The sequence below is a fragment of the Ensifer adhaerens genome (genome assembly GCF_000697965.2).
Lineage (GTDB): Bacteria > Pseudomonadota > Alphaproteobacteria > Rhizobiales > Rhizobiaceae > Ensifer > Ensifer adhaerens.
Window position 1 is genome coordinate 3,519,397 of the sequence record NZ_CP015880.1, and the last position, 23,384, is coordinate 3,542,780.

Annotated in this window: 22 protein-coding genes; 13 read left to right on the forward strand and 9 right to left on the reverse strand. The window is 63.0% G+C overall.

All coding sequences use genetic code 11. The features are described 5' to 3' along the window. Positions 1 to 7 precede the first annotated feature (7 nt). The 3 genes from acnA (at position 8) to FA04_RS17165 (ending at position 4,396) form a co-directional block, all read left to right on the forward strand. A complete protein-coding gene (acnA, locus tag FA04_RS17155; RefSeq protein ID WP_034802837.1) occupies positions 8 to 2,698 on the forward strand; it encodes an aconitate hydratase AcnA in 2,691 nt (896 codons plus the stop codon). Between the two features lie 205 nt (positions 2,699 to 2,903). Next, complete coding sequence (locus FA04_RS17160; RefSeq protein ID WP_034802841.1) at positions 2,904 to 3,677, forward strand: DUF1223 domain-containing protein; 774 nt, start codon at positions 2,904 to 2,906, stop codon at positions 3,675 to 3,677. A gap of 314 nt (positions 3,678 to 3,991) precedes the next feature. After that, entirely contained in the window at positions 3,992 to 4,396 is a 405-nt protein-coding gene (locus FA04_RS17165) for a DUF2794 domain-containing protein (RefSeq protein ID WP_034802844.1), read from the forward strand. Between the two features lie 118 nt (positions 4,397 to 4,514). Here FA04_RS17165 and FA04_RS17170 read toward each other — a convergent pair whose 3' ends face one another. The 4 genes from FA04_RS17170 to FA04_RS17185 form a co-directional block, all read right to left on the reverse strand. Beyond that, positions 4,515 to 5,069, reverse strand: a complete 555-nt coding sequence (locus FA04_RS17170) for a GNAT family N-acetyltransferase (protein WP_034802847.1) — start codon at positions 5,067 to 5,069, stop codon at positions 4,515 to 4,517. Between the two features lie 123 nt (positions 5,070 to 5,192). Beyond that, positions 5,193 to 5,939 carry a Bax inhibitor-1/YccA family protein gene (locus FA04_RS17175; RefSeq protein ID WP_034802850.1) on the reverse strand — a complete coding sequence of 249 codons (747 nt, stop codon included), beginning with the start codon at positions 5,937 to 5,939 and terminating at the stop codon, positions 5,193 to 5,195. A 221-nt stretch (positions 5,940 to 6,160) separates the two neighbouring features. Further along, complete coding sequence (locus tag FA04_RS17180; protein ID WP_051659631.1) at positions 6,161 to 8,713, reverse strand: ABC transporter permease; 2,553 nt, start codon at positions 8,711 to 8,713, stop codon at positions 6,161 to 6,163. Continuing rightward, positions 8,710 to 9,435 (reverse strand): ABC transporter ATP-binding protein, encoded by a 726-nt coding sequence (locus tag FA04_RS17185; protein ID WP_034803135.1) that lies wholly within the window; start codon positions 9,433 to 9,435, stop codon positions 8,710 to 8,712. Before FA04_RS17185 ends, FA04_RS17180 begins: the two co-directional genes overlap by 4 nt. Before the next feature lie 66 nt (positions 9,436 to 9,501). Here FA04_RS17185 and FA04_RS17190 point away from each other — a divergent pair, with 66 nt between their 5' ends. Then, positions 9,502 to 10,143 (forward strand): arylesterase, encoded by a 642-nt coding sequence (locus tag FA04_RS17190; RefSeq protein ID WP_051659632.1) that lies wholly within the window; start codon positions 9,502 to 9,504, stop codon positions 10,141 to 10,143. Between the two features lie 114 nt (positions 10,144 to 10,257). Then, the gene (thpR, locus tag FA04_RS17195) at positions 10,258 to 10,848 is read left to right on the forward strand and encodes an RNA 2',3'-cyclic phosphodiesterase (RefSeq protein ID WP_034802853.1); all 591 of its coding nucleotides are present in this window, start codon (positions 10,258 to 10,260) and stop codon (positions 10,846 to 10,848) included. Here the strand turns inward: thpR and FA04_RS34330 are convergent. Further along, complete coding sequence (locus tag FA04_RS34330) at positions 10,785 to 11,261, reverse strand: low molecular weight protein-tyrosine-phosphatase (protein ID WP_082936523.1); 477 nt, start codon at positions 11,259 to 11,261, stop codon at positions 10,785 to 10,787. The genes thpR and FA04_RS34330 overlap by 64 nt on opposite strands. 85 nt (positions 11,262 to 11,346) lie before the next feature. Here FA04_RS34330 and FA04_RS17205 point away from each other — a divergent pair, with 85 nt between their 5' ends. From FA04_RS17205 to FA04_RS17235, 7 genes are all read left to right on the forward strand, one after another. Beyond that, a complete protein-coding gene (locus FA04_RS17205; protein WP_034802855.1) occupies positions 11,347 to 11,664 on the forward strand; it encodes a 4a-hydroxytetrahydrobiopterin dehydratase in 318 nt (105 codons plus the stop codon). Positions 11,665 to 11,750: 86 nt separating this feature from the next. Further along, positions 11,751 to 12,128 (forward strand): YkvA family protein, encoded by a 378-nt coding sequence (locus FA04_RS17210; RefSeq protein WP_034802857.1) that lies wholly within the window; start codon positions 11,751 to 11,753, stop codon positions 12,126 to 12,128. Positions 12,129 to 12,525: 397 nt separating this feature from the next. Then, positions 12,526 to 13,029 (forward strand): invasion associated locus B family protein, encoded by a 504-nt coding sequence (locus tag FA04_RS17215; protein ID WP_034803141.1) that lies wholly within the window; start codon positions 12,526 to 12,528, stop codon positions 13,027 to 13,029. A 232-nt stretch (positions 13,030 to 13,261) separates the two neighbouring features. Further along, complete coding sequence (rlmN, locus tag FA04_RS17220; protein WP_034803143.1) at positions 13,262 to 14,497, forward strand: dual-specificity RNA methyltransferase RlmN; 1,236 nt, start codon at positions 13,262 to 13,264, stop codon at positions 14,495 to 14,497. 139 nt (positions 14,498 to 14,636) lie between these two features. Next, positions 14,637 to 15,590 carry an ABC transporter substrate-binding protein gene (locus tag FA04_RS17225; protein ID WP_034802859.1) on the forward strand — a complete coding sequence of 318 codons (954 nt, stop codon included), beginning with the start codon at positions 14,637 to 14,639 and terminating at the stop codon, positions 15,588 to 15,590. Positions 15,591 to 15,799: 209 nt separating this feature from the next. After that, on the forward strand, positions 15,800 to 16,678 hold the full coding sequence (locus FA04_RS17230) for an ABC transporter permease (RefSeq protein ID WP_034802862.1): 879 nt from the start codon (positions 15,800 to 15,802) through the stop codon (positions 16,676 to 16,678). Then, entirely contained in the window at positions 16,675 to 17,469 is a 795-nt protein-coding gene (locus tag FA04_RS17235) for an ABC transporter ATP-binding protein (RefSeq protein ID WP_034802864.1), read from the forward strand. Before FA04_RS17230 ends, FA04_RS17235 begins: the two co-directional genes overlap by 4 nt. Positions 17,470 to 17,532: 63 nt before the next feature. On the opposite strand, the gene FA04_RS17240 is transcribed toward FA04_RS17235, so the two are convergent. Beyond that, a complete protein-coding gene (locus FA04_RS17240; RefSeq protein ID WP_034802866.1) occupies positions 17,533 to 18,174 on the reverse strand; it encodes a LysE family translocator in 642 nt (213 codons plus the stop codon). A gap of 171 nt (positions 18,175 to 18,345) precedes the next feature. Between FA04_RS17240 and FA04_RS17245 the strand changes: the two genes are divergently transcribed. Further along, complete coding sequence (locus FA04_RS17245) at positions 18,346 to 19,563, forward strand: argininosuccinate synthase (RefSeq protein WP_034802869.1); 1,218 nt, start codon at positions 18,346 to 18,348, stop codon at positions 19,561 to 19,563. Between the two features lie 99 nt (positions 19,564 to 19,662). Here FA04_RS17245 and FA04_RS17250 read toward each other — a convergent pair whose 3' ends face one another. From FA04_RS17250 to FA04_RS17260, 3 genes are all read right to left on the reverse strand, one after another. Then, positions 19,663 to 20,895, reverse strand: coding sequence for a multidrug effflux MFS transporter (locus FA04_RS17250; protein WP_034802873.1), 1,233 nt, complete (start codon positions 20,893 to 20,895; stop codon positions 19,663 to 19,665). Beyond that, on the reverse strand, positions 20,892 to 21,395 hold the full coding sequence (locus FA04_RS17255) for a MarR family winged helix-turn-helix transcriptional regulator (RefSeq protein WP_034803154.1): 504 nt from the start codon (positions 21,393 to 21,395) through the stop codon (positions 20,892 to 20,894). The genes FA04_RS17250 and FA04_RS17255 overlap by 4 nt, the downstream gene beginning before the upstream one ends. A 159-nt stretch (positions 21,396 to 21,554) precedes the next feature. Beyond that, positions 21,555 to 23,381, reverse strand: a complete 1,827-nt coding sequence (locus tag FA04_RS17260) for an ABC-F family ATP-binding cassette domain-containing protein (RefSeq protein ID WP_034802875.1) — start codon at positions 23,379 to 23,381, stop codon at positions 21,555 to 21,557. Positions 23,382 to 23,384: the final 3 nt, after the last annotated feature.

The window sequence follows — 23,384 nt, forward strand, 5'->3', positions numbered from 1 at the left end:
TTATCCAGTGTCCAAATCCCTAGACAGCTTCAATTGTCGCTCCACGCTCACCGTCAACGGTGTCGACTACGTCTATTACAGCCTGCCCAAGGCTGAGGCGAACGGTCTCGCCGGCGTTTCCAAGCTGCCCTATTCGATGAAGGTTCTGCTCGAGAACCTGCTGCGCAACGAAGATGGCCGCTCCGTCACCAAGAAGGACATCGAGAACGTTGCCGCCTGGCTCAACGACAAGGGCACGGCTGAAAACGAAATCGCCTATCGTCCGGCCCGCGTTCTGATGCAGGACTTCACCGGCGTGCCTGCTGTCGTCGACCTCGCGGCGATGCGCGACGCCATGGTCTCGCTCGGTGGCGACCCGGAAAAGATCAACCCGCTCGTTCCCGTCGACCTCGTCATCGACCACTCCGTCATCGTCGACGAATTCGGCACCCCGAACGCCTTTGCCCGCAACGTCGAGCTCGAGTACGAGCGCAACGGCGAGCGCTACCGCTTCCTGAAGTGGGGCCAGCAGGCGTTCAAGAACTTCCGCGTCGTTCCGCCCGGCACCGGCATCTGTCACCAGGTCAATCTGGAGTATCTGGGCCAGACCGTCTGGACCCGTGAAGAAGATGGCGTCGTCACCGCCTACCCGGACACCTGCGTCGGCACCGACAGCCACACCACCATGATCAACGGTCTCGGCGTTCTCGGCTGGGGCGTGGGCGGCATCGAAGCGGAAGCTGCCATGCTCGGCCAGCCGGTCTCCATGCTCCTGCCTGAGGTCATCGGCTTCAAGCTCACCGGCAAGCTCAAGGAAGGCGTCACCGCGACCGACCTCGTGCTTATGGTCGTGCAGATGCTGCGCAAGAAGGGCGTTGTCTCGAAGTTCGTCGAATTCTTCGGCCCGGGCCTCGACAACATGACGCTCGCCGACCGCGCCACCATCGGCAACATGGGTCCGGAATACGGCGCCACCTGCGGCTTCTTCCCGGTCGACAGCGAAACCATCAACTACCTCACCATGTCCGGCCGTGAAGAGCAGCGCATCGCGCTGGTCGAAGCCTATTCCAAGGCTCAGGGCATGTGGCGTGACGGTGACGGTTCCGAGCTCGTCTTCACCGACACCCTCGAACTCGACCTCGGCGACGTCGTTCCGGCCATGGCTGGCCCGAAGCGTCCGGAAGGTCGCATCCCGCTCGAAAGCATCGCATCGGGCTTCGCAACCTCGCTTGAAGGCGACTACAAGAAGCCGGGCCAGCTTTCGAACCGCTATGCCGTCGAAGGTACCGATTTCGATCTCGGCCATGGCGACGTTGCCATCGCTGCGATCACGTCCTGCACCAACACCTCCAACCCGTCGGTCCTGATCGCTGCCGGCCTGCTCGCCCGCAACGCGGTTGCCAAGGGCCTGAAGTCCAAGCCGTGGGTCAAGACCTCGCTCGCACCGGGATCGCAGGTCGTCGGCGAATACCTCGCCAAGTCCGGCCTGCAGAAGGACCTCGACGCGCTCGGCTTCAACCTCGTCGGCTTCGGCTGCACGACCTGCATCGGCAACTCCGGCCCGCTGCCGGCGCCGATCTCGAAGACGATCAACGACAAGGGCCTGATCGCCGCCGGCGTTCTCTCGGGCAATCGTAACTTCGAAGGCCGCATCTCGCCGGACGTCCAGGCGAACTACCTCGCTTCGCCGCCGCTCGTCGTCGCCTACGCGCTTGCAGGTTCCGTCCAGAAGGACCTGACCAACGAGCCGCTCGGCGAAGACCAGGACGGCAAGCCGGTCTTCCTCAAGGACATCTGGCCGACCTCCAAGGAAATCCAGGAGTTCATCTTCAAGTACGTCACCCGCGAACTTTACGCGACCAAGTACGCCGACGTGTTCAAGGGCGACGAAAACTGGCAGGCCGTTCAGGTTCCTCCGGGCCAGACCTATGCCTGGGACGACGGTTCGACCTACGTGCAGAACCCGCCCTACTTCGTCGGCATGGGCAAGTCCGGTTCGGGCATCTCCGACATCAAGGGCGCCCGCGTGCTTGGTCTCTTCGGCGACAAGATCACCACCGACCACATCTCGCCGGCCGGTTCGATCAAGGCGGCCTCGCCGGCCGGTGCCTACCTCATCGGTCACGGCGTCGGCGTTGCCGACTTCAACCAGTACGGCACGCGTCGTGGCAACCATGAGGTGATGATGCGCGGCACGTTTGCCAACATCCGCATCCGCAACCACATGCTCGGCCCGAACGGCAAGGAAGGTGGCTACACCATCCACTATCCGTCCAAGGAAGAGATGTCGATTTACGACGCCGCCATGCAGTACAAGGAAGAGGGCGTTCCGCTCGTCATCTTCGCCGGCGTCGAATACGGCAACGGTTCGTCGCGCGACTGGGCTGCCAAGGGCACCAACCTGCTCGGCGTCAAGGCCGTCATCGCGCAGTCCTTCGAGCGTATCCACCGCTCGAACCTCGTCGGCATGGGCGTCATTCCCTTCGTCTTCGAGGAAGGCACGACCTGGGAATCGCTGGGCCTCAAGGGCGATGAGATCGTCACGATCGAAAACCTCGCCAATGTCCAGCCGCGCGAAAAGCGCGTTGCCAAGGTAACCTACGGCGACGGCAGCGTGAAAGATGTGCCGCTCGTCTGCCGTATCGATACGCTGGATGAAGTGACCTACGTCAACAACGGTGGCATCCTGCAGACGGTTCTGCGCGACCTCGCCGCTTAATCGCGCGAGCGCATACAAGGCTCTGGAGCCGGGACGCCGAAAGGCGCCGCGGCTCTTTCTTTGAGGTGCACCGGCCAGCGATCGGGTGCTGGATCGCGCTCACTTGCCACCTCACTCCAACGTGACTTCCCGTTGATGCAGGGGCGTCGTATGTAGTGAACTCCCCCACAAGGAGTAGGCCGCTGGCCGGTAACGAAGTGACGCCATGACATCCGCAGACCGTTCTTTCATTCGCCCTGTTGCACTGGCTTTCGGGCTGCTCGCAGCCGCCGGTGCCCCTGCCGGGGCGCAGGAGAAACAGGCGGTCAAGGGCGTTGTCGAACTGTTCACCAGCCAGGGCTGTTCGTCCTGTCCGCCGGCGGATGCGGCGCTGAAGTCGCTGGTCGACGAAGGCGATGTGGTGGCGCTCGCCTATCACGTCGACTACTGGAACTATCTCGGCTGGGCCGACACGCTGGCATCGAAGGAAAACACCGAGCGGCAATATGCCTATGCGCGCATGCTCGGGCGCAACGGCGTCTACACGCCCCAGGCAATCCTGAACGGCCGCGACCACTTGAACGGCGGCAACTTGCAGGCAATCAAGACGCGGCTGGAAACGATGAAGGCGGAAGGCAAAGGGCTTGCCGTTCCCGTCGGCGCCAAGATCCTCGGCGAAGAAATCCAGATCACCATCGGTAGCGGCATCGGCAAGGCCAATGTCGTCGTCGTCTATTTCGACCGCGCCAAGATCGTGAAGATGGAGAAGGGGGAGAACAGCGGCAAGGAAGTCCCCTATTGGCATGCGGTGCGTGACATACAGACGATCGGCATGTGGGACGGCCAGCCCGCGTCCTTCACGCTGCCGGCGACGGTGCTGACCGAGCGCCCGGGAAACAGCGGCTGCGCGATCCTGCTGCAATCGATGAAGGACAAGGAAACGCCGGGTGCCATCATCGGCGCTGCGGCCGTGCTCGCCGGCCCTCAGGGCAAATTGTAGGGACGGCGAAGCGCAAGGGGTTGGTTCGGCCCGGCAGCATCGAGGGGCTGGGGCTGAGGGTTCGAAGTTACCGGACCGAACCGGCCATAACTGCGTTCGGTGAACTCCCGCAGCATGACGATCTGACCGGACATACGGTGGCAACGACTCTGTCCGTCAGCGCCCGCGAGTTTTGCGATGAATTGGGGCGCCGGTTTGACTGAAATGGGGCAGAGGCAAGAAATGACCTCATCGTCCCATGGCTTCCAGCTTGCTTTTCGGCTCGTGTCAGGCACACTGTAATCGTTCTGTCACAACAGAAGGCCGGATTGCCGATGACCGATGAGCCGGATTTGCCGCAAGGCGAGGCGCGCCATCAGCGCGAGACCACTTCCGAAGTGGTCGTCGATCTTCACGAATACAAGAACGCCAAGAACGCTCCCCCCATCACTTTCCATCGCCGCGAATTGGATCAGATCCTGTGGGTCTACGGCCGTATGGTCGGCGAAGGCGAGTGGCGGGACTACGCGATCGACCACCTGAGGGACCGCGCGGTCTTCTCAGTGTTCAAGCGTTCGGGCGAAATGCCGCTCTACCGGATTGAGAAGAACCCGAAACTGGCCGCGAAACAGGGCGCCTATAGCGTGCTGAACATTCACGGCACGATCCTGAAGCGCGGTCACGAGCTCGCCCAGGTGCTCAAGGTATTCGACAAGGTGCTGAGGCTGGTGGAAACCTGACCAGCGGGAAAGGGTGCCATCAGGAGACGCACGCCGACGTCACGGGCAGCAACGGCACGACCTGCCTACGGCGCGCTGCGAGGCGCTTCGCCGACTGACATTTTTCAGCAAGCGATGGTCACTGGTAGAGGGTGTCCGGATAGACGTCTTCCGGCGGGTCGGTCGCCTGGCCCTCGCCGAGCGCGAGCTGCATGATCGTCGTGTCGAGCCAGCGGCCATGCTTGAAGCCGGTCGCTTTCATCGTGCCCTGGAGTTCGAAGCCGAGCGACCGGTGCACGGCGATCGAGGCCGGATGGGCACCGCCGATCACCGCGACCATCTGGCGGAAGCCGAGTTCCGTGCAACGCCGGACGAGTTCGACCAGCAGCGCCTTGCCGGCACCCTTGCCGCGCGCTTCCGGCGCCAGGTAGATGGAATCCTCGACCAGGAAGCGATAGGCCGTGCGCGTGCGGAAGCCGGATGCGTAGGCATAGCCGATGATCGTCCCGCCCGCGTCTACCGCAACCATGTACGGGTAGCCGCTGCCGATGATCGTTTCGAACCGCGCCCGCATCTCCTTTTCGGATGGCGGGTTGATCTCGTAGGTCGCAACCCCGTGCAACACGGATTCGCGATAGATCTCGGTGATGACGGGAAGATCGGCCAGGGTGGCGTCGCGCAGGGTCAGGGACATGGCTAAAGACTTTGATCCCAAGGTTTCGTCGTCCTTTCACTCCCACGGAGCCCGGACGCTTTCAAGCTGCTTCAGCAAACAAAAAAGGCGGCCGAAGCCGCCTTTTCCGTCTGCTGTTCAGACTTAGTTGTTCCGGTTGCCCATGAACTGGAGCAAGAACATGAACAGGTTGATGAAGTCGAGATAGAGCGTCAGCGCGCCCATGATCGCCTTGCGGCCGGCAACGGTGCTGTCATCGGCTTCGTAGTACATTTCCTTGATCTTCTGCGTGTCGTAGGCGGTGAGGCCAGCGAAGATCAGCACGCCGATCACGCTGATCGCGAAGGCGAGCGCCGAAGAGGCGAGGAAGATGTTGACGATCGACGCGATGATGACGCCGAACAGACCCATGATCAGGAACGAGCCCATGCCGGACAGGTCCTTCTTCGTGGTGTAGCCGTAAAGCGACAGGGCGCCGAACGAGGCGGCCGTCACGAAGAACGTCTGAACGATGCTCTGGCCGGTGTAGATCAGGAAGATCGACGACAGCGACAGGCCCATCAGGGCCGCATAGATCCAGAACGTCGTCTGCGCGGCAGAAACGCTCATGCTATTGATGCGGAAGCTCATGAAGAACACGAGCGCCAGCGGCGCCAGCATCACCACCCACTTCAGCGGGCTCGTATAGATCGCAGCACCAAAGGCAGTCAGCTGGCCATCCGAAAACGCCATTTGGAAGGCCAGGTAGGCCGCGACGCCAGTGATCGCCAGACCAAGCGCCATCAGGTTGTAGACCTTCAGCATGTATGCGCGAAGGCCTTCGTCAATCACGGCACCCGCCTGAGCGCCGGCGGGCGACATTCGGGTTTGGTAATTTCTCAGATCAGCCATTGTTTCCTCATTCAAGCTCCGGTGGAAGTTACGGTGTCGGGCGGCGAATATCGCCCTGGAAGATGAGCTTCCACGCCCAGGCGCCGCTGCGGAGCTCCAGCATGCCTGTGGACAAATATGATGCCGAAACCCGCTGCACACAAGACCCGGCACTCCCGGATTCCGTTGCACCGGACCGATTCAGACCGGCGCAATAGGGATTTACGGTTAACTCGGCCCGGTCAAAGTTCGCGCAGGACCGGCGCCGCCTTCTGCCCGAGAATGCGCCATGTACCGGCAAGTCCGATGCCGACCGTCATCACCAGCGCTGCCACAACCGTCACGATCGCCACGTCGGGCAGGAAGCTCGACGGCAGCGTCATGATGCGGTTGACGACGAACCAGGCGGCGATACCGCCGGCAAACAGCGCAAAAACTGCGGTTGCAAGACCGAGGATCGCGTATTCGTAGCTGAACGCCTTGATCAGCGTCACCCGCGTTGCCCCCAGCGTCTTCAGGACCACCGCATCATGGACGCGCGCCCGGTTGCCGGCCGCAAGCGCGCCGGCCAGCACCAGCACGGAGGCGACGAGCGCCACGGCCGCGGCCGCCCGGATCGCCGTTGCCAGCTGACCGAGCAGCCCATTCACAATGTCGAGAGCGTCCTTCACCCGTACGCTGGTGATCGTCGGATAGGCATTGGTGACGGCCTTCAGGACCGCCGCCTCCTCTTCCGGCGTCGCCGACGGATCGATCACAGTCGCCAGCCAGGCATGCGGCGCGCCGGCAAAGGTGTTCGGCGAGAACACCATGACGAAGTTGATCGACAGCGATTCCCACTCGACATTGCGGAAGTTGGCAATCTTGGCGGTGATGTTGCGGCCGAGCACATTGACGGTGACCGTATCGCCGATCTTCAGGCCGAGTTCGCCGGCCTCCTCGGACGAGAAGGAAACCAGGGGTTCGCCGCTGTAGTCGGCCGGCCACCAGGCGCCTTCGGACAGCGTCGAATTCTCCGGCTTGTTCTTGGCGTAGGTGATACCGCGGTCGCCGCGCAGCACCCATTGGCCTGCAGGCGGCACGTTGCGGCTGTTCACGTCCTCACCGTTGAAGGCGGTGATGCGGCCGCGCAGCATCGGCACCTCGATGACCTTGCCCTTCGGGATCGCCTGGTTCAGCACCGAGCGGAAACCTTCAATCTCACTGCCCTGGATATCGACGAAGAAGAAATTCGGCGCTCGCTCCGCCATGCTTCCGGTGAGTTCGCGGCGCAGATTGCCGTCGATCAGCGCCAGCGTCACCAGAAGCGCCAGACCGAGCCCAAGCGACAGCACCACCGAGGAGGTCAGCGCACCCGGACGGTGAATGTTGCCGATCGCCAGTCTGAGAGCCGGCGAATTGACCCGCGGGCTGCGGCGCGCGAGCCAGGCGATCGCGAGCGCAACGGCCCTGAGCACGATGAAGGCGAAGGCAATCGCGCCGAGGAAGACGAGCGAAATATAGCGGTCGTAAGCCGTAAAGATCGCCAGGCCGGCGAGTGCGGCAAGACACGCGACGGCGCCGAGCAGATAGGGCCAGGCCGGAAAACCCGAGGGATCGAAACCCTGCTGGCGGAAGAGTGCGGTCGCAGGAATGGCGCGCGCCCGTCCGAGCGGCAGGATGGCGAAGGTCAGCGCCGTCAGCACGCCGAACAGGGCGGCAAGCCCGAGCGCGCCCGGATAGAGATGGAAGGCGGTCGAAATCGGCAACAGGTCGGCCAAAAACTGCGCCGCGACAAAGGGGATCAGAGCTCCGAGCACGAGCCCGATAACGATGCCGATCAAGGCGATCATCAGGATCTGTGCGAGATAGATCATCGCCACCAAGGCGGCGGGGGCGCCCAGGCATTTGAAGGTCGCGATCACGCTGCGCTTGGCATCGAGATAGGCGCGCACCGCATTGGCGACGCCGACGCCGCCGACGATGAGCGCCGTCAGGCCGACAAGCGTCAGGAACTGCGAGAAACGCGTGATGTTGGCCGTCAGCGCCGGTGCTGCGTTGCCGCTGGTGCGGATCGACCAGCCGGCTGCCGGCTGGCTTTTCTCCGCCTCGGTGCGAACGGCCGCAACCCCTGCCGGATCGGCGAGCTTCACCTTGTATGTGTGCTCGACGAGGCTTCCGGTCTGCACCAGTCCCGTCGCCGCCAGGGCTTCGTCCGAGACCATCAGGCGGGGCGCGAAGCCGAAGCCGTCGGAAAGCGCATCCGGCTCGCGCGTGATCGTGCCGGCGATCCGGACACGGGCGTTGCCGAGAAGGATTTCGTCTCCGACCTTAACGTCCAGGCGGTCGAGCAGCAGAGGCGCCACGACCGCACCGAAGACATCGCCGTCGCGTGCGATGAGGTCGTGCAGCGGCCTGTCGGGTTGGCTTTCCAGCGTGCCATAGAGCGGATAGGCCGCATCGACGGCCTTCAGTTCCACCAGGGCTTGATTGGAACCGTCGGGCAGCCGCGCCATAGATCTCAGGCCAGCGGAAACCGCAACGGTCCCAAGACCATCGAGATAGGCGCGCTCTTCGGTCGTTGCGACACGATTGTTAAGCTCGAAGCGAATATCGCCGGCGAGCAGTTCCTGACCCTGCGATGCGATCGTCGCTGTGATCGACTGCGACAGCGAGTTGACGCCGGCAATCGCCGCCGTACCCAGCGCAATGCAGGCGAGGAAGATGTAGAAGCCCTTGAGCCCGCCGCGCATTTCACGCAGCGCCAGCCGCAGGGCAAGCAGCGGCCGCAGCCGTACCGAAGGCGCGCCGATCATGCCGAGGCCGCCTGCTGGACCGGCGCCACGGCCACGGGGTCCGCGGCGCCGCCGGCAACGATCTCGCCCGAGCGCACCCGCACCTGCCGCGCGCAGCGGTCGGCAAGGGCGGCGTCATGGGTCACGAGCACGAGTGTCATGCCGCGGTCACGCTGTTCGGCGAAAAGCAGATCGGCGATCTGCCGTCCGGTTTCGGCGTCGAGGTTGCCGGTTGGTTCGTCGGCGATCAGAAGCTTCGGCGAGGGCGCAAGCGCCCGGGCGATCGCAACGCGCTGCTGCTCGCCGCCCGAGAGCTGGCCGGGATAATGGCTGAGCCGCTCGCCGAGGCCGACGGCGACAAGCTCCTTGCGCGCGATCTCGAAGGCGCCCGGGACATTGGCCAGTTCGAGCGGCACGGCGACGTTTTCGAGTGCCGTCATGTTGGGAATGAGGTGGAAAGACTGGAAGACGATGCCGATGTTGCGCCCGCGAAAGTCCGCAACCCTGTCCTCGTCGAGCCGGTGCAGCGGCGTGCCGTCGATGACGATCTCGCCGCGATCCAGCCGCTCGAGCCCGGCAAGCACCATCAGCAAAGTCGACTTGCCTGAACCGGACGGGCCGACGATGCCGACCGATTCTCCGGCATTGATCGTCAGGCTCATGCCTTTCAGCACATGCACCGAGGCGGCCGCCTCGCCCAGCGTCAGATCCGCGTTTTTAAGTTCGATGATGGTGCTGGCCAAGCGAAACAACCCTATATGAAACGAAGTGGGGAACAGAAACGGCATTCGGGATTTAGGAACAGGCCCATGGCATTAAAAGGATTTCAACGGGTTTTCTTGGCACTGATGATGACATTTGCGTTATCATGCACCGCACGCGCCGAGACGATCAGCCTCATCGGGTTCGGCGACAGCCTGATGGCGGGTTATCAGCTCCCGCCGGAGGACGCCTTCCCGGCCCGGCTCGAAAAGGCGCTGAAGGAAAAGGGCTTCGACGTGACGATCGCGAACGCCGGCGTTTCCGGCGACACGAGTTCCGGCGGTCTTGCCCGCATCGACTGGTCGGTGCCGGATGGTACCAAGGGCGTGATCCTCGAGCTTGGCGCCAACGACGCGCTGCGCGGCATCGCGCCTGAAGAGACCCGCAAGAACATCGAGGCGATGATCACCCGGCTGAAGGACCGCGGCATCGCCGTGCTGCTCGCCGGCATGATGGCGCCGCCGAACATGGGCGCCGACTACGCCGCCCGCTTCAACCCGATCTATCCGGAACTCGCCAAAAAATATGGGCTGGAACTCTATCCGTTCTTTCTCGACGGCGTGGTGACGGAGGCCAAGCTCAAGCTCGAAGACGGCATGCATCCCAATGGCGACGGCGTCGGCGTCATGGTCGAGAAGGCCCTGCCCGTCGTCGAGCGGTTTCTGGCAACGCTGAACAAGACGGAGTGATGACATCGTCCACAGTTAAGGCAACGTTAATATTCTGAAGCGTCAAATACCAGTTGCGTGCAGATGCGATGCGTGATTCGCTAAGACATCTGCAAGAGATTCGGGGAGCTCGCCATGCCGAGACTATTCACCGCCCTCGAAATTCCGCGCAATGCTGCAATGAGTCTTTCATTGCTGCGCGGAGGTCTTCCCGGAGCTCGCTGGATCGATGTGGAGAACTACCACATCACCCTGCGCTTCATCGGTGACGTCGACTGGCGCACCGCCGACGAGATCATCGACAAACTCGATCGCATCGAACGTCCTGAATTCCAACTGCAACTGAACGGCACCGGCGCCTTCGGCTCGAAGAAGCCCCACTCGGTCTGGGCCGGCGTTACCAACCATCCGGAAATGTATGCGCTGCAGGCCGAAATCGAGCGCATCTGCCAAAGGCTCGGACTGGGGCCGGACCCGCGCAAGTTCACCCCGCACGTGACGCTGGCGCGGCTGCGCTCCAGCCGTGTCGAAGACGTGGTCGAGTACCTCTCGGGGCGCGGCAACTTCATGACCTCGCTCTTCACGGTCTCCCGCTTCGTGCTGCTCTCGTCGCGCGATTCAGTCGGCGGCGGACCGTACCTGACGGAAGAGGTTTTCCCGCTTCACGAGGTGCGTTCGCCGAGCCTTTCGAGCAACGACGAACATCCGGCCTCCCGCATCTGGTAAAGCGCCTCGAAGGCTTCCCGCCCTTCGTAATAGGGATCCGGCACGTCCCGCAGGTCGCCTGACGCATAATCGAGAAAGAGATGCACCTTCTGCGCCGTGCCATCCGGCGCGAGCCTTTTCAGCGTGCGGACATTGTTCTCGTCCATGCCGAGGATGAGGTCGAAATCACTGAAATCTGCCGCAGCCACCTGGCGTCCGCGCAGCGCAGAAATATCGAAGCCGTGCCGCCGCGCCGTCTCTATCGATCGCCGGTCCGGCGGATCGCCGATATGCCAGGCGCCGGTTCCGGCCGAATCGATCTCCAGCGCTAAAGCCAATCCCTTTTGCACCGCCAACGCGCGCAACACGCCCTCGGCAAGCGGCGACCGGCAGATGTTGCCGAGACAAACGAAAAGAACTCTGACTGGTTTCATGCTATTCAGATTCGAAGGCTGGAGACAGTTGACGCTTATACGCGACAGCTCGGGCTTCGAACAGGCGCATGGGAGGAGACAAGCAATGGCAGCGGAGAGACTGGACGAGGCGACGATTGCCGACAACCTTCACAAGATGGAAGGTTGGGTGCGGGCCGAAGACGGCAACTCGATCTGGAAGGCGTTCCGCTTCAAGAACTTCGTCGAGGCCTTCGGCTTCATGACCGAATGCGCGATCGTCGCCGAGAAGCTCAACCATCACCCGGAATGGTTCAACGTCTACAATCGCGTCGACGTAACGCTGACGACCCATGACGCCGGCGGATTGAGCGAACTCGACTTCAAGCTGGCGGCGCGCATGGACAAGGCTGCGGCAGGCCGCATGCCCGATCATTTGAAATAGGACGCGGAATTCCCATATTGAAAGCGCCGGAGCGCCGCGCGTTCACGAGAACGCCTGGCGCCCGAGAATATAGCGGAAGCGGGACGATGGACGACATCAAGATTGGTGAAATTCTCTTGCCTGGCGAAGAATCCGAGCAGGAGCGGCGGGAAAAGCGCGTGAAGCGCCGCTTCTGGCCGACCTTTCGCCGAGCTGCCCGCCAGATCCCATTCAGCCGCGACCTGGTTGCCGCCTATTACTGCGCCATCGATCCGAAGACCCCGACACGCACCCGCGGCATCCTGCTTGCAGCCCTCGCCTACTTCGTGCTGCCGATCGATATCATCCCCGACGTGCTGGCCGTCGTCGGCTTCTCCGATGACGTTGCCGTCTTGACCGCGGCCTTTGCTGCCATCAGCGGGCAGATCAAGGAAACGCACTATACCAAGGCCGACGAGACGCTGGCCGATACGCCGGAGAGCTGACGCCGGACGCCGCCTGTCCGGTTGTGGCGCCGCATTCCCGCCCGAAAGTCAAACTCTTGCCTAATTCTTTGTGGCATAGATCTGCAAGTGACGCTGGTCGCGCGCTTTGGTGCGGCTGACGCCATGCAATGGCTTGGGGCAGGAAACCTTCTGGAACGGGCATTCCGAGGCAACGCGCATCCTCGATCGAGCCCGGTTCGGCGAAGGCGCGAATCGGCGGTCGAAAGGCACTGTGCGATGGGGCAAACCGCTCCATTTCGGGGCTAAAGCCGCGGTTTTCGGCCACCGTTGACGGTTTGGTAACCTGAATTAAGTCAAAACAAATCAAATCATGACTACGCGTCGCCCGTCTGACCTGTTTCGGGTGATCGAAAAGCAAGAAAAGCGGCAGGACCTCATGTTTGTAAGAAAGATCGCAACCGCAATCGCACTCGTTCTGGCCACCGCCAGCATGGCTGCCGCCCAGTCTCCGACGCGCATCCAGCAGTTCAACGCCTGGGGCGCCTATTCCTACAATGCCGGCGGCGGCAAGGTCTGCTACGTCCTTTCGGTTCCGAAGGAAAAGAGCCCGGCCGGCGTCGACCATGGCGACATCTTCTTCCTCGTTTCCCAGCGCCCCGGCCAGAACATCAGCTACGAGCCTCAGGCAATGATGGGCTATGCGCTGCAGGAGAACTCCAAGGTCAACGTCGTCATCGACGGCCGCACCTTCGTGATGTTCACCAAGGGCAATTCGGCCTGGGTCGAAAATGCTGCCGAAGAGCCGGCACTGGTTGCCGCCATGAAGAACGGCAAGGCCATGTCGGTCAACGCCAAGTCGCGCAAGGGTACCGCGACCTCCTACTCCTACTCGCTCTCGGGCATCTCCGCTGCGCTGAAGCAGATCGAAGCCTGCAAGTAATCGCGAGACCGAAAGTCACGCGTAGGGGCCGGCTGCAAAGCCGGCCTTTTGCGTTCAAGGGGCCTGCCTCGTGACTCCCGGCCAAAACAATGCTAAAGGGCGGCCAACTTGAGAGCCTCCGCGCCCCGATAGGCCGCTTTCGATGGCTCGACCGATTTCAATTCGCGCATCAGGACGATTTCCGGACCCGCTCTCCGGACGGCCTCTCGCCGTATGACAGGACATCATGAGCATGGCAGCCACTGAAATTCTGAACCGGGTGGAAATCGCCAAGGCGCCGCAGGTGCGCGCAGCCGTAGAGGCGGAAAAGCCGTCGCTGATCGGACTTCTGCGCGAGGACATGGCCAAGGCACTGGTCGAAAAGGGCGTGCCGGAACGCCAGGTCAAGATGCGCGTCAGCCAGCTCTGGCACTGGCTCTACGTGCGCGGCGTCTCCGACTTCGATCACATGACGAACGTGTCCAAGGACATGCGCGAGATGCTGAAGCAGCATTTCACCATCGCGCGCCCGGAGATCGTCGAGGAACAGATTTCCGGCGACGGCACCCGCAAGTGGCTGTTGCGCTTCCCGGCGCGCGGCGCCGGACGACCGGTCGAGATCGAGACCGTCTACATTCCCGAGGAAGGCCGCGGCACGCTCTGCATTTCGAGCCAGGTCGGTTGCACGCTCACCTGTTCCTTCTGTCACACCGGCACCCAGAAGCTGGTGCGCAACCTGACGGCCGAGGAAATCCTCGCGCAGCTGCTGCTTGCCCGCGACCGGCTCGGCGACTTCCCGGAGCGCGACACCCCGCAGGGCGCGATCGTGCCGGCCGAAGGCCGCAAGATCACCAACATCGTGATGATGGGCATGGGCGAGCCGCTCTATAATTTCGAGCAGGTCAAGACCGCCCTTCTGATCGCCTCTGACGGCGAAGGCCTGTCGCTGTCCAAGCGCCGCATCACGCTGTCGACCTCAGGCATCGTGCCGGAAATCTATCGCACCGGCGAAGAGATCGGCGTCATGCTGGCGATCTCGCTGCATGCCGTGCGCGACGACCTGCGCGACATGCTGGTGCCGATCAACAAGAAGTACCCGCTGAAGGAACTGATGGACGCCTGCCGCGCCTATCCCGGCCTTTCCAACGCCCGCCGCATCACCTTCGAATACGTGATGCTGAAGGACGTCAACGACAGCCTCGAAGACGCCAAGCAGTTGGTGAAGCTCCTGAAGGGTGTGCCCGCGAAGATCAACCTCATCCCCTTCAACCCCTGGCCGGGCACCAACTACCAGTGTTCCGACTGGGAGCACATCGAGAAGTTTGCCGACTTCATCAACCAGGCCGGCTACGCCTCGCCGATCCGCACACCACGCGGCCGCGACATCCTTGCCGCCTGCGGCCAGCTGAAGTCGGAATCCGAACGCATGCGCAAGGTCGACCGCCTCGCCTTCGAAGCGATGATGATCGCCAATCACGGCGAAGATTGAGACGAAGCGCCTCCTCGGGTCCTTCGTTCCTCGCCCATCACCCATCGATGAAGAACTTTGATGGGTGATGCAGTTCCTATCGATTGATTTCATGTCATCGGTTTCCTAAGAAAGCGGGACATCAATTGGAGGACAACCCATGCGCTCACTTCTCATCGCCCTTGCCGCCACGGTGGCATTCACCCTGCCCGCCCGTGCCGATGAGGTGACCGTCGCCGTAACCGCGATCGTCGAGCATCCGGCACTCGACGCGGCACGCGACGGCGTGAAGGACGCGCTGGCCGCCGCCGGCTACAAGGAAGGCGAGAACCTCAAATTCATCTACGAGTCGGCCCAGGGCAACCCGCCGACCGCCGCGCAGATCGCCCGCCAGTTCGCAGGCGAAGCGCCGAACGTGATCGTTCCGATCTCGACGCCGTCGGCCCAGGCGGTCGTCTCCTCGACCCGCGATATCCCGGTCGTCTTCACCGCCGTTTCCGACCCGGTCGGCGCCCAGCTGGTCAAGGACATGGACAAGCCCGGCGGTAACGTCACTGGCCTCTCCGACATGTCGCCGGTTGCCGAACACGTCGCCCTGATCAAGGAAATCCTGCCGAACGCCAAGTCGATCGGCTACCTCTACAATTCCGGTGAAGCCAACTCCGTTTCGCTGCTCGCGGTGCTGAAGACCGAGGCCGAAAAGGCCGGCCTGACCGTCGTCGAGTCCGCCGCGACCAAGTCGGCTGAAGTCCAGGGTGCTGCCCGTGCCCTCGTCGGCCGCGCCGATGCGATTTACGTGCCCACCGACAACACGATCATCTCCGCACTTGAAGGTGCCGTCGCCGTCGCCGAAGAAGCCAAGCTGCCGCTCTTCACCGCCGACACGGACTCGGTTGCCCGCGGCTCGCTCGCAGCCCTCGGCTTCAACTACTACGACGTCGGCAAACAGACTGGCGAAATCGTCGTTCGCATCCTCAAGGGCGAAAACCCGGGTGATATCGGTGTCAAGGTTGCTGCCGGTTCCGACCTGGTGATCAACAAGAAGGCCGCCGAGAAAATGGGCGTCACCCTTCCGGAAAGTGTCGTAAAGCGCGCAACCCGCGTCGTTGAATAAGGCTTTCGGCCTTTTCAGGTTCAAGTTTGTTGCGTTTTGCCCGCCTCCGTTCCATACGGGGGCGGTTCGCTATGAGGGGCCCGGAACACCGGAGGCCGCTCCAAGTTTCTAAGCCGCACATGCGCCCGGCCGTGCGCCCCATGTGCCAAGCGGGAGCGTCGCGCTCATAAGCACAATCAGGCGCGACAGGTAGAAAAGAGGGTCTGGGGTTGAGTCTAATTGCTTTCTGGGGAGCCGTGGAGCTGGGGCTGGTCTATGCCTTCGTTGCCCTCGGCGTCTTTCTCGCATTCCGGGTTCTCGATTTTCCCGACCTCACGGTCGACGGATCGTTTCCGCTGGGCGCCGCCGTCACCGCGGTCCTGATCATCGCCGGCGTCAATCCGTGGCTTGCCGCCTGCGTGGCGATGGTCGCTGGTGCCGCAGCCGGCATCGTCACGGCGATGCTTAACGTGCGCTTCAAGATCCTCAACCTGCTCGCCTCGATCCTGACGATGATCGCGCTGTTCTCGGTCAACCTGCGCGTCATGGGCAAGCCGAACGTCGCGCTGATCAACGCCGACACGATGCTGTCACCCTTCTACGGCCTCGGCTTGCGCGATTTCTACGTCCGGCCGCTGTTTATCGGCGTGCTCGTGATCGTCGCCGTCATCATCGTCTGGCGCTTCCTTGAGAGCGATGCCGGTCTTGCGATGCGCGCCACTGGCGCCAATGCCCGCATGGCCCGCGCACAGGGCGTCGACACCAACCGCCAGATCTATCTCGGCATGGCGATCTCCAACGCGCTCGTCGCCTTCGGTGGCGCGCTGTTCGCCCAGACCAACGGCTTTGCCGACGTCACCTCGGGTGTCGGCACCATCGTCGTCGGGCTTGCGGCGGTCATCATCGGCGAGACGCTGCTCGGTGCCCGCGGCATCCTGATTGCGCTGATCGGCTGCGTGCTCGGCTCGATCCTCTACCGTATAGCGATCCAGCTGGCGCTGTCGACCGACATGCTCGGGCTGCAGGCCTCCGACCTCAACTTCGTGACCGCGGCACTCGTCACCTTCGCCCTCGTCCTTCCCCGTCTGCGTCGTGGAGGTGCGGCATGATCAGCGTCAACAACATCGAGGTCATCTTCGGCAAGGGCACGCCGCTGCAGAAGCAGGCGCTGAACGGCGTCAGCCTGACGATCGAGCAGGGCTCCTTCGTCACCGTCATTGGCTCCAACGGCGCCGGCAAGTCGACGTTGCTCGGCGTGCTCGCCGGCGATGTGCTGCCAAGTGCCGGCCAGGTGACGATCGGCAAGACAGACGTCAGCCGCAAGGGTACCGCTGCGCGCGCGGGACTCGTCGCTCGCGTCTTCCAGGATCCGCTGACCGGCAGCTGCGGCGCACTCTCGATCGAGGAAAACCTGGCGCTTGCTGCCAAACGTGGCGAGGCCCGCGGCCTCACAGCCGCGCTCGGCCCCAAGCGCCGCGAACATTTCCGCGAACGCATCGCCGAGCTCAACCTCGGCCTTGAAAACCGCATGGGCGACCGCATGGACCTTCTGTCCGGCGGCCAGCGCCAGGCGGTCTCGCTGGTCATGGCGACGCTCGCAGGCTCCGAAGTGCTGCTGCTCGACGAGCATACGGCAGCCCTCGACCCTGGCATGGCCGAGTTCGTGATGAACCTGACGCAGAAGATCGTCTCCGAGCGCAAGCTGACGACGATGATGGTCACCCATTCGATGCGCCAGGCACTCGACTACGGCCACCGCACCATCATGCTCCACGGCGGCGAGATCGTTCTCGACGTCGCCGGCGACAGCCGCAAGGAACTGCAGGTCGAGGACCTGATCGCCATGTTCCGCCGCATCCGCGGCCAGACGCTCGACGACGATGCGCTGCTGATCGGCTGAGTACAGAAGACTAATTCATAACAAGGCCCGGGCATCCAAGATGTCCGGGCTTTTTGTTTTTGTTTACCGCGCCGTCGTCATGAAAATCTTCACCGCAAACACCGAGAAGACGCCGGCGAAGCTGAAATCAAGTGCCCGCATCACGCCCTTGTTGCGCTGCAGCCAGGAGGCAAGCCAGTCGGCGGTGAAGACGACCAGCATGTTCACCGGCATGCCGATGGTGATGAAGAACAGGCCGAGGAACAGAAGCTTGCCGGTGACCGAGGGATCATCGGCGCTGACGAACTGCGGCAGGAAGGTCATGAAGAAGATGATGACCTTGGGGTTCAACAGGTTCACCCAGAAGCCGGCCGAGATGTTGGCAAGCGCCTTGCCTTCCGTCGGCTCGACCTTCTGCACCGAAATGCTGGAGCCGAAGCGCATCGCCTGCACCGCAAGCCAGAGCAGGTAGGCGGCACCGCCGGTCTTGAGGATGGTGAATGCGGTTGGCGAGGCGGTGATCAGCGCCGAGATGCCGAACGCGACGAGCAGCGTATGCACGACGATGCCGAAGCTGGTGCCGAGCACGACGAAGAGCGCGGCCTTCTTGCCCTGGGCGAGCGCCCGGCTGATCGAAAGCGTCATGTCCGGGCCGGGTGTGGCCGCCAGAAGCAGCGTCGCAGCGGCAAAGGTCAGGAGGGTCGGCAGGCTGGGAATGAAGTCCATCGTCGTTTCCTCGGCACGGGGGTCGCCTCCAGTAATCCTGCGCCTGCGCTTTTGCCAGCGGATTCGCATCGTCAAGCGTTCTAGCGCTTGTATCGCCGCAGGTTCTGGCTAAAGTGCCGCAGATTTGCACGCGGCATCGCCGCCCTCCCCAAGACCAGACGGACGGAAACCATGGCATCGCATAAAGACGTGAAAAAGGTCGTTCTCGCCTATTCGGGCGGTCTCGACACCTCGATCATCCTGAAGTGGCTGCAGACCGAACTCGGCGCGGAAGTCGTCACCTTCACCGCCGACCTCGGCCAGGGCGAAGAGCTCGAGCCGGCCCGCAAGAAGGCCGAAATGCTCGGCATCAAGGAGATCTACATCGAGGACGTCCGCGAGGAATTCGTCAAGGATTTCGTCTTCCCGATGTTCCGCGCCAACGCCGTCTATGAAGGCGTTTACCTGCTCGGCACCTCGATCGCCCGCCCGCTGATCTCCAAGCACCTGATCGATATCGCCAAGAAGACCGGCGCCGACGCGATCGCCCATGGCGCGACCGGCAAGGGCAACGACCAGGTTCGCTTCGAGCTTTCCGCCTATGCGCTGAACCCGGACATCAAGATCATCGCGCCGTGGCGCGACTGGTCGTTCAAGAGCCGCACCGACCTGCTCGAATTCGCCGAGAAGCACCAGATCCCGGTTGCCAAGGACAAGAAGGGCGAAGCGCCGTTCTCCGTCGACGCCAACCTGCTGCACTCCTCCTCCGAGGGCAAGGTTCTCGAAGACCCGGCACTGGAAGCCCCTGAGTACGTGCACATGCGCACGATCTCGCCGGAAGCCGCTCCCGACCAGGCCACCGTCATCAAGATCGGCTTCGAGCGCGGTGACGCCGTCTCGATCAACGGCGTACGCCTGTCGCCGGCAACCCTGCTTGCCAAGCTCAACGAGTACGGCCGCGACAACGGCATCGGCCGTCTCGACCTCGTCGAGAACCGCTTCGTCGGCATGAAGTCGCGCGGCGTCTACGAGACCCCCGGCGGCACCATCCTGCTCTCCGCGCACCGCGCAATCGAGAGCATCACGCTCGACCGCGGCGCCGCCCACCTCAAGGACGAGCTGATGCCGCGCTACGCCGAGCTGATCTATTACGGCTTCTGGTTCTCACCGGAGCGCGAGATGCTGCAGGCCGCAATCGACAAGAGCCAGGAGCATGTCGAAGGCGAAGTGACGTTGAAGCTCTACAAGGGCAACGTCATGGTCATCGGCCGCGAGAGCGACAAGTCGCTCTACTCCGACAAGCTCGTCACCTTCGAGGACGACCAGGGCGCCTACGACCAGAAGGACGCCGCCGGCTTCATCAAGCTCAACGCGCTGCGCCTGCGCACGCTGGCCGCGCGCAACCGCTAAGACGACGCGTTTTGAAAAAAGAAGCCTCCGCGACCCGTTCGCGGAGGCTTTTTCGTATGCAGGGCGAAGCGGTATCGATGCCGATGTCGCACCAGATTTCTACTCCGCCGCTTCCGAAAGCGGATCCTTGACCGGCACGGCGAGCGGCTGCGAGCGAACGTTGCGGCGATACCAGACATAGCTCAGGATGCAGACGAGGCCGAAGCATGGAATGATCGTGCCGAGCGCCAGCACCGGAGCGCCGACCGCAGCGGCGATCGCGCCACCAAGCAGCCCCGAGCCCATCTGTACGAAACCCATCACTGCCGACGCCGTGCCAGCGATGTCCGGAAACGGCGCCATCGCCGCCGTCATCATATAGGGCATGACGAAGGCGATGCCGAAGGCATAAATCCCGATCGGCAGCATGACCGAGAGGAAGCTCGGCGGCAGCACGTGCATGGTGTAGGCAAGCGCGAGGCTGGCCGCACCGATGAAGACGAGGCCGGCCGGCACCAGCGCCTGCGGCGTGAAACGCCGCATCAGCAGCCGCACCACCACGGTTCCCGAAAAGAAAAGGCCCGACTGCATCAGCATGCCGACGCCGAACTCGGTCGGTGTCAGCCCCACCGCATTGATCAGTACGAAGGGCAGCATGGTCGCCCAGGCATAAAGTGCGCCGACCGCTCCGCCGATCACAAGTGTCGAGGAAACGAAGCGGCTGTCGCTCACCAACCGCCGATAGGCCGCAAGGATGGGCTTCAGGTGGCCCTTGGCCGGATCCGGGGTCGCGGTCTCGGCCATGAAAAACTGCACGGTGAGACAGGCCATGGCGGCAAAGCCGACCATCAGGAAGAAGATCGACTGCCACCCGAAGAGACCGAGCGCCAGGCCGCCAAGCGTCGGGGACACGGCGGGTCCGAGGGCCAGCATCATGCCGATCATGTTCATGATGCGTGCGGCCTCAGTCCCGGTGAACTGGTCGCGCACGATCGCACGCGCCACGGTCATCCCGACGGAGGCGCCGATGCCCTGCACCAGGCGGCCGGCCAAAAGCACCGCGACGGAAGGCGCAAAGGCCGCCATCAGGCTGCCGACGAGGTAGATCGCCATGAAGATCAGCGTCGCGCGGCGGCGACCGATGACATCGGAGAGCGTGCCAGACACCAACTGGGCAAAGGCGAAGCCGGCGAAATAGAGCGACAGCGTCATCTTGATCGCCGCTTCGCTGGAGGAGAAGGCGCACACCAGTTCAGGCATCGCCGGCGTATACAGCGCCATGGAAACGGGGCCGAGCGCCACCAGGAAGGCACCGATGATGCTTGTGCGCCGCTCGCTCATGCGACGCGTCATTGCGCGGCTCCGACCCGGACTTCGGCCTTCTCCGCTGTCTCCTTACCGGCAAGGCACGGATCGAGCTGACGCAAATTGTCACGCAGGATGCGCAGGTTGGAACAGAGAAGCGCGCGCGCTTCCGAGTCCAGCCCTTCCGTATAGGCATCCATCATTTCGCGAAGACCGGTCATCAGCTCGTTGAACAACGGACCGGCCTTTTCGGTGATGACGACATTCTTGGCGCGGCGATCCGCCGGATCGGGAACGCGGGCGACGAGCCCGTTCGCCTCCAGCCTGTCGAGATAGGCCGACAGCGTCATCGGCTCAATGCCCATGCGTGTGGCGATTTCGGCCTGTTTGATGCCCTCGGTGAGCGCCACCTGGATCAGCGTGCGCGCCTCGCCAGGCGTGATGCCCAGATCCATGGCATTAACCTTGCGGTCGAAGGCCCCGCGCAAGAGGCGCGAGACATCGGTCAGAAGCATTCCAATGGTTTCGGATTCTAGCTTGAAGGGCATCATGATCGTTCACAGGTGATATAATAAGTTTTACTTATCATACCCTGTGAAAACGTTCAACGCGGAAGGCCATCTTTCCCTTGCCAGTTTAACGGTAAAACTCGCAAGGATTCAACGTATTACCTTCGCAATCCCGCGCGGGACCGTCTTTGTTGTGTCTCAGCCCTCAAGCTCCTCGCGCAGCATTTCGAGCTCCAGCCATTCCTCTTCCATGCGAGCGAGGTCGGCACGCAGCTTTTCCAGCTCCTGCGCCAGCTTCGCAAAAGCATTTGGATCTTTTGTGAAAAGATTGGGGTCCGCCATCTTTTCTTCGCGCTTGGCAGCCTCGGCTTCCGCCTTGGCAATCTCTTTCGGCAGGTTTTCGAGCGCGAATTTCTGCTTGTAGGAAAGCTTACCCTTGGCAGCCTTCGGCGCTTCGGCGACAGGGGCCGCCGCCTCGGCCTTGGCCTTTTCCGCCTTCTCGGCCTTGCGCTTCTCCTCGATCGCGCCCTTGCGCTGCGCCATCATGTCGGAATAGCCGCCGGCATACTCGATCCAGCGTCCATCCGGCGCCTCCGGATTGGCCGGCGCAATCGTCGAGGTGACGGTGCGGTCGAGGAAGTCGCGATCGTGGCTGACGAGGATCACCGTTCCGGCAAAACCGGCGACGATCTCCTGCAGGAGGTCGAGCGTCTCGATGTCGAGGTCGTTGGTCGGCTCGTCGAGGATCAGAAGGTTGGTTGCGCGCGCGAGGATGCGCGCCAGCATCAGCCTTGCGCGCTCGCCGCCCGAAAGCTCGCGGATCGGGGTGCGCGCCTGCTCCGGCTGGAACAGGAAGTCCTTCATGTAGCCGGTGACGTGGCGCTGCTCGCCATTGACCAGCAGGTTGTCGCCGCGCCCGTCGGTCAGGTAGTGCGCCAGCGTTTCGTCGAGATTGAGGTCTTCGCGCTTCTGGTCAAGCGTCGCGATTTCGAGATTGGTGCCGAGCTTGACCGTACCCGTACCCGGTTCGATCTGCCCGGTCAGGATCTTCAGAAGCGTCGTCTTGCCGGCGCCGTTCGGGCCGACCAGACCGATGCGGTCGCCGCGGTGCACGCGGATCGAGAACGGCGCGACGATGGTACGCTCGCCATAGGCCTTGGTGACCTTCTCCGCCTCGATCACCAGCTTGCCCGATTCCTTGGCGTCGGCGGCCGTCGCCTGTACCGTTCCCTGCGGCCCCTTGTGGCCGCGATAGGTCGCCCGCATGGTCTGCAGCTCACCGAGGCGGCGCATGTTGCGCTTACGTCGTGCGGTCACGCCGTAGCGCAGCCAATGTTCCTCGCGCTCGATCGCTTTGCCGAGCTTGTGCTGCTCCAGCTCCTCGGCCTCCAGCACCTCGTCGCGCCAGGCCTCGAAATGGGCAAAGCCGCGGTCGAGCCGCCGCGACTGGCCACGGTCGAGCCAGACGGTCGCGGTCGAGACCTTTTCCAGGAAGCGCCGGTCGTGCGAGATCAGAACGAGCGCCGAACGGCTGCGGATCAGTTCGTCTTCCAGCCATTCGATCGTCGGCAGGTCGAGATGGTTGGTCGGCTCGTCGAGCAGCAGGATATCCGGCTCCGGCGCCATGACACGGGCAAGCGCCGCGCGACGCGCTTCGCCGCCCGAAAGGCGCTTCGGGTCTTCCTCGCCGGTCAACCCCAGGTGCTGCAGCAGATAGGCGACGCGATAGGGATCGTCACTCGGGCCGAGTCCTGCCTCGGCATAGGCCTGCACGGTGTCGTAGCCGTCGAAATCCGGCGCCTGGTGCAGATAGCGGATGGTCGCGGAGGGATGGCGGAAGATTTCGCCCGACTGCGCCTCGGCCAGACCCGCGGCAATCTTCATCAGCGTCGACTTGCCCGAGCCGTTGCGGCCGACAAGACAGATGCGGTCGCCCGGTTCGACTTGAAAATTGGCGCCGGCTAGCAGCGGCGCGCCACCGAAGGTGAGGAAGATGTCGTCGAGTTTCAGAATGGGAGGCGCCAAGGC

Bases quoted from the DNA above. Each gene is read 5' to 3' on its own strand.
- FA04_RS17250 (WP_034802873.1), bottom strand. From the start codon at position 20,895: ATGACGCGTCGCATGAGCGAGCGGCGCACAAGCATCATCGGTGCCTTC.
- FA04_RS17160 (WP_034802841.1), top strand. From the start codon at position 2,904: ATGACATCCGCAGACCGTTCTTTCATTCGCCCTGTTGCACTGGCTTTC.
- FA04_RS17240 (WP_034802866.1), bottom strand. From the start codon at position 18,174: ATGGACTTCATTCCCAGCCTGCCGACCCTCCTGACCTTTGCCGCTGCG.
- FA04_RS17190 (WP_051659632.1), top strand. From the start codon at position 9,502: ATGGCATTAAAAGGATTTCAACGGGTTTTCTTGGCACTGATGATGACA.
- FA04_RS17210 (WP_034802857.1), top strand. From the start codon at position 11,751: ATGGACGACATCAAGATTGGTGAAATTCTCTTGCCTGGCGAAGAATCC.
- rlmN (WP_034803143.1), top strand. From the start codon at position 13,262: ATGGCAGCCACTGAAATTCTGAACCGGGTGGAAATCGCCAAGGCGCCG.
- FA04_RS17255 (WP_034803154.1), bottom strand. From the start codon at position 21,395: ATGCCCTTCAAGCTAGAATCCGAAACCATTGGAATGCTTCTGACCGAT.
- FA04_RS17205 (WP_034802855.1), top strand. From the start codon at position 11,347: ATGGCAGCGGAGAGACTGGACGAGGCGACGATTGCCGACAACCTTCAC.
- FA04_RS17245 (WP_034802869.1), top strand. From the start codon at position 18,346: ATGGCATCGCATAAAGACGTGAAAAAGGTCGTTCTCGCCTATTCGGGC.
- FA04_RS17225 (WP_034802859.1), top strand. From the start codon at position 14,637: ATGCGCTCACTTCTCATCGCCCTTGCCGCCACGGTGGCATTCACCCTG.
- FA04_RS17180 (WP_051659631.1), bottom strand. From the start codon at position 8,713: ATGATCGGCGCGCCTTCGGTACGGCTGCGGCCGCTGCTTGCCCTGCGG.
- FA04_RS17215 (WP_034803141.1), top strand. From the start codon at position 12,526: ATGTTTGTAAGAAAGATCGCAACCGCAATCGCACTCGTTCTGGCCACC.
- FA04_RS17170 (WP_034802847.1), bottom strand. From the start codon at position 5,069: ATGTCCCTGACCCTGCGCGACGCCACCCTGGCCGATCTTCCCGTCATC.
- FA04_RS17165 (WP_034802844.1), top strand. From the start codon at position 3,992: ATGACCGATGAGCCGGATTTGCCGCAAGGCGAGGCGCGCCATCAGCGC.
- FA04_RS17175 (WP_034802850.1), bottom strand. From the start codon at position 5,939: ATGGCTGATCTGAGAAATTACCAAACCCGAATGTCGCCCGCCGGCGCT.
- FA04_RS34330 (WP_082936523.1), bottom strand. From the start codon at position 11,261: ATGAAACCAGTCAGAGTTCTTTTCGTTTGTCTCGGCAACATCTGCCGG.
- thpR (WP_034802853.1), top strand. From the start codon at position 10,258: ATGCCGAGACTATTCACCGCCCTCGAAATTCCGCGCAATGCTGCAATG.
- FA04_RS17235 (WP_034802864.1), top strand. From the start codon at position 16,675: ATGATCAGCGTCAACAACATCGAGGTCATCTTCGGCAAGGGCACGCCG.